Below are 6,493 nucleotides of genomic sequence, written 5' to 3' on the forward strand. Positions count from 1 at the left end.
GTTCGGTCCGTGCGGGCCCAGCGGGTGGGCAGGGCGCGCTGGACGGCGCAGTGGGCGGCGAGCACCCGGGTGTGCCGGTCGCGGTCGGCCGGCAGCGCCAGGTAGGCGAGCCGGACCAGCCGTCGGTAATGGCGCACCAGCGAGGCCTCCGCCAGGGCCACCGGGCGCGCCGCGACATCCCGGCGCAGCGCGGCCGTGCTCACCGTCCTTACTGCCAAGGGGCCCTCCCGGGAGCCGTACCGCTGTCGTGGTGGACGGTCCAACGAGTCGATCATGTGATGGTTGCGCCGTCCGGGGTGATCGGCGGGCATATGACGGACGTGCGGCGCGCCACCGCTGGAAGAACGTCCGGCGAGCGATGGCGGCCCGCCCGGTGCCGACCAGCGGCGACGGCCGCCGCCGACCTGGTCGGCGTGGGCGCCCCGGCCGCCGACGCGCTCCTCAACCAGCTCGCGGCGGACTACAACGCCTCGCTCGCGGCGGCCGGGGACACCACCTCGCCCCGGCTCTACAGCTGGGACGCCCGGGGATCCAGCACGATCACGCCCAAGACCGGGGCCTCCGAGATCTTCCGGCCGACCAACACCCGGAGCGCCCTCAACGCCCTGGCGTTCAACAGCAGTGGAACGGTCGACTTCGCCAGGCTGAGCAGGCCGCCACAGCAGGGCGACCTGACCTCGATCGACTTCGTCCCGCTCGTGAGGGACGCGGTGACCTGGGCGGCCCCGGCGGGCGGCAACGCACCGAAGAACCTGACGACCGCCGATCTGCGGTGGATCTACTCCTGCGACATCACCAACTGGCGGCAGATCGACCCGAGCCTTCCGGACGCGACGATCAGGCCCGTGGTACCCGGTGTCCACGTCTCGGACCCCGCCACGCTTCGATCGTCCTACCTCTCCGACGAGATGACCGCCTTCGCGGCCGCCGCCTCCCCGAACGGCGATCCGGGCACCTTCTACGCGGGCCCGTGCGTGACCTCCGGCGTCGCCGAGGACCAGGGGGAGGACGCGGTCCTGCACGACCCGAACGCGATCGTCCCGTACTCGGTCGGCCGCTGGGTCGGACAGGTCACCGGCGGTCACCGGAAGCCGGGCGACGACCCGGGAGTGCTCGTGCCGCAGTCCCTGGACGGAACGGCGCCCACGGTCGACGGCGGGACCAACCCGGCCTTCCTGACGACCTGGTACGGCCGGGCCCTCTACGTCGGGGTGCGGGACGGAGACTGGACGAGTGTCGACGCGCAGGGACGGGCGCTGCGGGCCGTGTTCGGCCGCAACGGCTGGTTCTGCACCTCCCCGGCGGCCGCGGCGGACGTCCGGAGCCACGGCTTCCTGCGGCTTCCCGCCTTCGTCTGCGGAGCGACCACGCACGCCTGACAGCGTCGTTCCCGCGCCTGCCCCGGCCGGGGACGTGGTGCCGGAGACGCGGTGCCAGTGCTTGGTCGGGGCGTGGTGTCGGGGCCGTGTCAGCAGGTCGGGGCACAAGGTCCCGCCCGTTCGGCCCCTTGGCCCCTGGCGGTCGCGGCCGTTACGGGCGATGCTGCCGGTACCGGCCGGGACGATCCGCGTCCGGTCGGACCAGCATCGTTGGACGAGGTGAACCGGCGTGCGTCATGCCACCGTCGAATCCGTGATGACCAGCCCCGTGGTCCTGGTCTCGCCCGAGACCGGATTCCGGGAGATCGTGACGCTGCTGAGCGAGTACGACATCACCGGCGTACCGGTGGTGGACCCGGAAGGGCGACCGCTCGGCGTGGTGTCGGAAGCCGACCTGCTGCGCACCCTGGCCGCGCAGGAGGACCCGGCCAGCCTGCTGCCCGCGCCCGAGTCGGCGCAGGCGGGCCCGGACGGCGAGGTGACCGCGGCCGACCTGATGACGGCGCAGCCGGTCTGCACCACGCCCGGCACCAGCGTGGTCGCGGCGGCCCGGCTGATGAGCCGGCACGGCCTGAAGCGGCTGCCGGTGCTGGACGAGGAGGGTCGGGTCGTCGGCATGGTCAGCCGCGGCGACCTGCTGCGGGTCTTCCTGCGCGAGGACATGGTGATCCGGCGGGAGATCGTCGAGGAGGTGCTCGGCCGGATCGACGGGGTCAGCCCGGCGGAGATCGGGGTGGAGGTCACCCAGGGGCGGGTGGTGCTCAGCGGCACCGTGCCCGAGCAGCACCTGGTGCCGATCGTGCTCAACCTGTGCCGCTCGGTGGACGGGGTGGTCTCGGTGACCGACCGGCTCGGGGCCGGAGGCGCGGCTCCGGTCGGCTGACCTGCTCGGCGCCGACCCCTGACCGGCCGTACCGGTCCCGAATCGCACGTTCGTCCCGGACCCGAACGATCCACTTCGCATACTGCGGAGGGTATCGGGTAACTCACCCTGTGTGCCTGGCGGTGCGGACTGCCGGGACGCCAGCGCTCCGGGGAGGCGGCCGTGGCAGTCGTGTTCGACGCGGACTTCACTTCGACCAGGCAGTGGATCGCCGGGCGCAGCAGCGCCTATCCCCGGATGGGGCCGACCAACCGGAGCGACCACAAACTCGACTACCTCAGCCGCGACTACTGCCCCGACGGGCAGTTCACGGCGGTCAGGAGGCACAGTGGCGGGCTGTGGAGCTGCAGTCTGCTGACCACCGAGGGCAGTCCCGACGGCTTCCAGCTCCGCGCCGGGGACGTGCTGTCGGCAAGCGTGACACTGCCGGTCGAGCTCGGCGCCTGGCCGGCGATCTGGACCTGGCGGGACGGCGGCAACGAGGTGGACGTCTTCGAGTACCACCCCGACAACCCGGACCTGCTGGAGATCTCCAACCACGTCCGCGGCGGCTTCCGGTACTGGCACGGTGCGAGCGCCGGGATCGGGCCGGGGGCCACCTTCGGCCTGCGGGTGGTGCTCGGCGCGAACTCGGTGGACTGGTACGTGGAGGACGAGCTGGTCTACGCGGACCTGCACGGGGTCGGGTCCGCGTGGCACGCGTACCTGATCGTCAACATGTCGGTGGCGGACGGGACGTATCACGACCGGCCGCCGTACGGCGGGCCGGACCGGCTGAGCTGGGTGTGCCACAGCCTCCAGGTCGAGCGCTGAGGGAGGCGGGGCGGGCGAGGGCGGGCAGGGGCGCCCGGGGCTACGGTTCGTGGGGCGCGAAGGAGGCGGTGATCGGGCCGCGGGGGGCGTACCCGCCGCGTGCGTCGACCGGGGTGAGCAGGCCGCGGGGGCCCTGCGAGCCGTACGGGTTGTGCGGGTTGTGCGGGTCGTGTGGGGCGTGTGGGCCGTGCGGGTTGGAACGCTGGAACCAGATCGCCCGGCGGTACGGGCCGATGTGGGCCGGGTCGGCCACGTACAGGTCGTCGCGCGGGGCGCGCTCGTTGCCCGGGGCGAGCGCCGCGTCCACGGCGCGGTCGGCGATCGCGCGCAGCAGTGCGGTGGCGGTGGCCTCGGCGGCCGCCGGCGCGATGGCGAGGGCCGTGAGCTCGGCCCAGAGCGCGGTGGCGACGTAGCCGATCGGGGAGTGGCCGAGCGCCGGGTGGGGGCGCGGGTCCGGGTGGCGCCGCAGCACCCCGGCGGCGACGAGCTGCTCGGGGGAGCGGTCGTCCTCCGGCGGATGGAAGGCCATGGACGGCTGGTGAGCCGTGGGCCGCTGGGGGTGGAACGCGGGCGGCGGATGGTGGGTCACCAGCGGCACGCTACCCCGGTGGGGCCCGGGAACGGTTGCCGGAACGTTTTCTCAGCCCACCCTCACGCCGCTTTCACCACCAGCGGGAGCACGATGGTGGTAGGCGTTGCTCACCTCGGCGGGCCCCGACGGGGCCGGAGGAGGAGGTCCTGATGAGGTACTGGCACGGGCACGGCCACTACGTGGGTGGCTGGGGCATGGGGCTGATGGCGTTCGGGACGCTGATGTTCCTGGTGATCGTCGTCCTGCTCACCGTGGCCCTGTTCCGCTACGTAGCGCGCTCGCGGCAGCCGATCCCGCCCGGGCGGGCGGCACCCGGCGCCGGAGGAGCCGGGGCGGGCGGTCCGCACGGCTGGGGCCCGGTGGGGCAAGGGGGCCAAGGGGGTCAGGGAGGGCAAGGAGGTCAGGGGGTGTCCCCGGAGCAGTTGCTCGCGGAGCGGTTCGCGCGGGGTGAGATCGACGCGGAGGAGTACCGGCACCGACTGGACACGCTGCGTTCGGCGAACGGGCCGGGAGGCGACTGAGCCCAGGGAGGACGGACCGGGCCCGCCGCATCGCGTGCGGCGGGCCCGGTCCGTCGGTGGGGCGGTCGGAGGGCGCTCGGGGTGCTCTTCCCCCGGGGCGCTCCTTCTCGGGGGTGCTTACTCGACGACCAGCTCGACCGGGATGTTGCCCCGGGTGGCACGGGAGTACGGGCACACCTGGTGCGCCTGCTTGACCAGCAGCTCGCCGGTCTCGCCCGCGAGCGACTCGGGCAGCTCGACGCGCAGCACGACGGCGAGGGCGAAGCCGGCCTCGTCCTTGCCGATGGACACCTCGGCGGTCACCGAGACCTCGCTGGTGTCCACCCGGGCCTGGCGGCCGACCAGGCCGAGGGCGCTGGCGAAGCAGGCGGCGTAGCCGGCGGCGAAGAGCTGCTCCGGGTTGGTGCCCTGGCCGCTGCCACCGAGCGCGGGCGGCATGGCCAGCGCGAGGTCCAGCTGTCCGTCGGAGCTGACGGCGCGGCCCTCCCGGCCGTTGGCGGTGGCGGCTGCGGTGTAGAGCGCGTCCATGGTGGCTTCCCCTTCGGGTCCTGGGTGTTCCTGCGGTCGGTTGTCCGGGCGGTCGCCGGCCCGGCGTGCTGGTCGGCGGCCGCTCGGTCGGTGCGGTGGTGCGGTGGTGCGTTGCGACAAGTAGAGCACGCAATTTAATTGTGCACAACTAAATGGCGCGATGGTGATCGGTACCATGGGCTCATGACGACTCACCCCGGCATGGCGGACGAGGAGCTGCTCCGCCTCGACCAGCAGATCTGCTTCTCGCTCAACGCGGCCTCCCGCGCCTTCGGCGGCGTGTACCGGGTGCTGCTGCGGGACCTCGGGCTGACCTATCCGCAGTACCTGGTCATGCTGGTGCTGTGGGAGGAGGGCGAGCTGCCCGTCAAGCGGATCGGCGAGCGGCTGCGGCTGGACTCCGGGACGCTCTCCCCGCTGCTCAAGCGCCTGGAGGCGGCCGGGCTGGTGCGCCGCGAGCGGAGCCCGGAGGACGAGCGGTCGGTCACCGTCCGCCTGACTCCCGAGGGGTCGGCGCTGCGCGAGCGGGCCGGGCAGGTTCCGCGTCGGCTGCTCGCGGCGACCGGGCTGCCGGTCGAGGATCTGGTCGCACTGCGCGGGCTGCTGGAGCGGGTGACCGCCACGCTGGATGCGGCGGAGGTGGAGCCGGCGCCGTAGGGGGTTTGGCTCCTGAGGGAGTGGGGGCCGCTTTGCGGGGTGGGGTCCGCAGGGTTGCGGGGATGGTGCGGGTGGTGCCGTAGGGCTTGTCAAGCGGCACCCTCGCACGCTGTGATCTGGGTCACGTTGCGAGTCTTCCGGCTGGGTGCGCGAGGGTGAAGCGGCAGGTCAGCCGCACTGTTCAAAAGTGAACGGAAACGTTCGGCAATTGTCTGCCCGATCCGGTCAACATCCCGGACCTCCCGGACGGTTACACCACGAGCCCCAAGGGGCCGTCGGCGTGCCACCAGGCGGGCCGGCCAGCCGACCACGAAAGGGGGGTCGCGTGAGCACTCCCGGGCCGGGCGAGGAGCGGGGTCTGCGAGCCGACCCGCTCGGCGACCTGCCGAACGACTTCGAGGCCTTCTTCACCCGCGAGAACTCCGGCTACCTCCGCTACGCCCAGCAGCGCCTGCGGCACCGTGAGGATGCCCAGGACGCCGTCCAGAACGCGGGCACCACGCTCTACAAGAACTGGCGCCGGGCCCTGGCCAGCCCCGATCCGCAGGCCTTCGCCTTCAAGATCGTCAAGGACGCGGTGGTGGACGTCATGCGCGAGCGCCGGCGCACCGAACGCAAGCGGCTGCGGGTGATCGCCCAGCGCCGCCCCGACACCAGCCAGGACGAGCTGAACGAACTCGCCGAGCTGGATGCCCTGGACTGGGCGATGGAGGAGCTCGCGCGGGCCGCACCCGTCCAGGCCGACGTGGTCCGGCTGCGCCAGGCGGGGCTGTCGTACCACGACATCGGACGGTCCCTCGGCATCGCGCACACCACCGCCCGCACCTACTACAGCCTCGGGCGGCGTCACCTGGAGTACCTCCTGGAGCACCAGGACGACGGCGGGGCGCAGACATGAGGGTCGTGGACCTGCTGCGTGCGCACGCCGTCGAGCTGGAGCGGGAGTTCGACGACCACGATCCGGTGGACTTCACCCGCCGGCTGGCCGAGCGGCTCGCCGCCGCCCGGCGGACCGCCCCGGCGCTGCGCGAACGCCCTGCCAGGCCGCCCGCTGGGGCCCGGCCACCGCACGCTCCGCTCTCGGGGCCGAGCCCGGGAGCGGCAGCGGGGGCGGGTTCAG

Annotated in this window: 8 protein-coding genes and 2 pseudogenes; 7 read left to right on the top strand and 3 right to left on the bottom strand. The window is 73.2% G+C overall.

From position 1 onward, the window contains the following. Positions 1–218 (bottom strand): annotated as a pseudogene (locus AE652_RS46795) (hypothetical protein); the annotation flags it as partial. A gap of 60 nt (positions 219–278) precedes the next feature. Between AE652_RS46795 and AE652_RS32435 the strand changes: the two are divergent. The 3 genes from AE652_RS32435 (at position 279) to AE652_RS32445 (ending at position 3,075) form a co-directional block, all read left to right on the top strand. Further along, positions 279–1,379, top strand: coding sequence for a substrate-binding domain-containing protein (locus AE652_RS32435; protein WP_082346120.1), 1,101 nt, complete (start codon positions 279–281; stop codon positions 1,377–1,379). Between the two features lie 229 nt (positions 1,380–1,608). Then, complete coding sequence (locus tag AE652_RS32440; RefSeq protein ID WP_049658102.1) at positions 1,609–2,262, top strand: CBS domain-containing protein; 654 nt, start codon at positions 1,609–1,611, stop codon at positions 2,260–2,262. Positions 2,263–2,424: 162 nt separating this feature from the next. Continuing rightward, positions 2,425–3,075, top strand: coding sequence for a hypothetical protein (locus AE652_RS32445; RefSeq protein ID WP_063780338.1), 651 nt, complete (start codon positions 2,425–2,427; stop codon positions 3,073–3,075). 40 nt (positions 3,076–3,115) lie between these two features. Here AE652_RS32445 and AE652_RS32450 read toward each other — a convergent pair whose 3' ends face one another. Further along, positions 3,116–3,664, bottom strand: a complete 549-nt coding sequence (locus AE652_RS32450) for a hypothetical protein (RefSeq protein ID WP_159028615.1) — start codon at positions 3,662–3,664, stop codon at positions 3,116–3,118. 152 nt (positions 3,665–3,816) lie between these two features. Here AE652_RS32450 and AE652_RS32455 point away from each other — a divergent pair, with 152 nt between their 5' ends. Next, positions 3,817–4,188 carry an SHOCT domain-containing protein gene (locus tag AE652_RS32455; RefSeq protein WP_049658108.1) on the top strand — a complete coding sequence of 124 codons (372 nt, stop codon included), beginning with the start codon at positions 3,817–3,819 and terminating at the stop codon, positions 4,186–4,188. 117 nt (positions 4,189–4,305) lie between these two features. Here AE652_RS32455 and AE652_RS32460 read toward each other — a convergent pair whose 3' ends face one another. Continuing rightward, entirely contained in the window at positions 4,306–4,716 is a 411-nt protein-coding gene (locus AE652_RS32460; protein ID WP_049658109.1) for an organic hydroperoxide resistance protein, read from the bottom strand. Between the two features lie 183 nt (positions 4,717–4,899). On the opposite strand from AE652_RS32460, the gene AE652_RS32465 reads away from it, so the two are divergent. From AE652_RS32465 to AE652_RS46800, 3 genes and pseudogenes are all read left to right on the top strand, one after another. Beyond that, positions 4,900–5,373, top strand: coding sequence for a MarR family winged helix-turn-helix transcriptional regulator (locus tag AE652_RS32465; RefSeq protein WP_049658111.1), 474 nt, complete (start codon positions 4,900–4,902; stop codon positions 5,371–5,373). Positions 5,374–5,698: 325 nt separating this feature from the next. Next, entirely contained in the window at positions 5,699–6,271 is a 573-nt protein-coding gene (locus AE652_RS32470) for an RNA polymerase sigma factor (RefSeq protein ID WP_049658113.1), read from the top strand. Continuing rightward, a pseudogene (locus AE652_RS46800) lies at positions 6,268–6,493 on the top strand (hypothetical protein); the annotation flags it as partial. The gene AE652_RS32470 and the pseudogene AE652_RS46800, both read left to right, overlap by 4 nt.

Source organism: Kitasatospora sp. MY 5-36 (genome assembly GCF_001182915.1).
GTDB lineage: Bacteria > Actinomycetota > Actinomycetes > Streptomycetales > Streptomycetaceae > Kitasatospora.

Excerpts from the sequence above, each read along its gene's own strand:
- AE652_RS32435 (WP_082346120.1), top strand. The coding sequence starts at position 279 with ATGGTTGCGCCGTCCGGGGTGATCGGCGGGCATATGACGGACGTGCGG.
- AE652_RS32455 (WP_049658108.1), top strand. The coding sequence starts at position 3,817 with ATGAGGTACTGGCACGGGCACGGCCACTACGTGGGTGGCTGGGGCATG.
- AE652_RS32460 (WP_049658109.1), bottom strand. The coding sequence starts at position 4,716 with ATGGACGCGCTCTACACCGCAGCCGCCACCGCCAACGGCCGGGAGGGC.
- AE652_RS32465 (WP_049658111.1), top strand. The coding sequence starts at position 4,900 with ATGACGACTCACCCCGGCATGGCGGACGAGGAGCTGCTCCGCCTCGAC.